The sequence below is a fragment of the Pseudoalteromonas sp. bablab_jr011 genome (assembly GCF_016464045.1).
GTDB lineage: Bacteria > Pseudomonadota > Gammaproteobacteria > Enterobacterales > Alteromonadaceae > Pseudoalteromonas > Pseudoalteromonas lipolytica.
The window spans coordinates 1-204 of record NZ_JACDWU010000006.1 but is presented as its reverse complement, the minus strand read 5'-3'; the positions used below and the strand labels follow the sequence as shown (position 1 = coordinate 204).

Here is a 204-nt window from a genome sequence, read left to right as displayed (position 1 = left end):
TTCTTCAATATTCTGAACCTATACTTTGGTGTCCAGACTATATGATATTGACATCGCCAATACACATGCGATGCTTTCTCGTATCTACTCATGTTTTTTCCTTATATGACTTCGCTAAAAATCAAGTAAGGAATTAACATGAGTATTTTTTCAGGCAAAGCCTAAATGATGATAACCACCTACTGAAGTAGGTGGTTTAGGGCC

General features: G+C 36.3%; 1 pseudogene. It reads right to left on the bottom strand.

The window, feature by feature from the left end:
- Positions 1-92 (bottom strand): annotated as a pseudogene (locus JIG41_RS00085) (IS200/IS605 family transposase); the annotation flags it as partial.
- Positions 93-204: the final 112 nt, after the last annotated feature.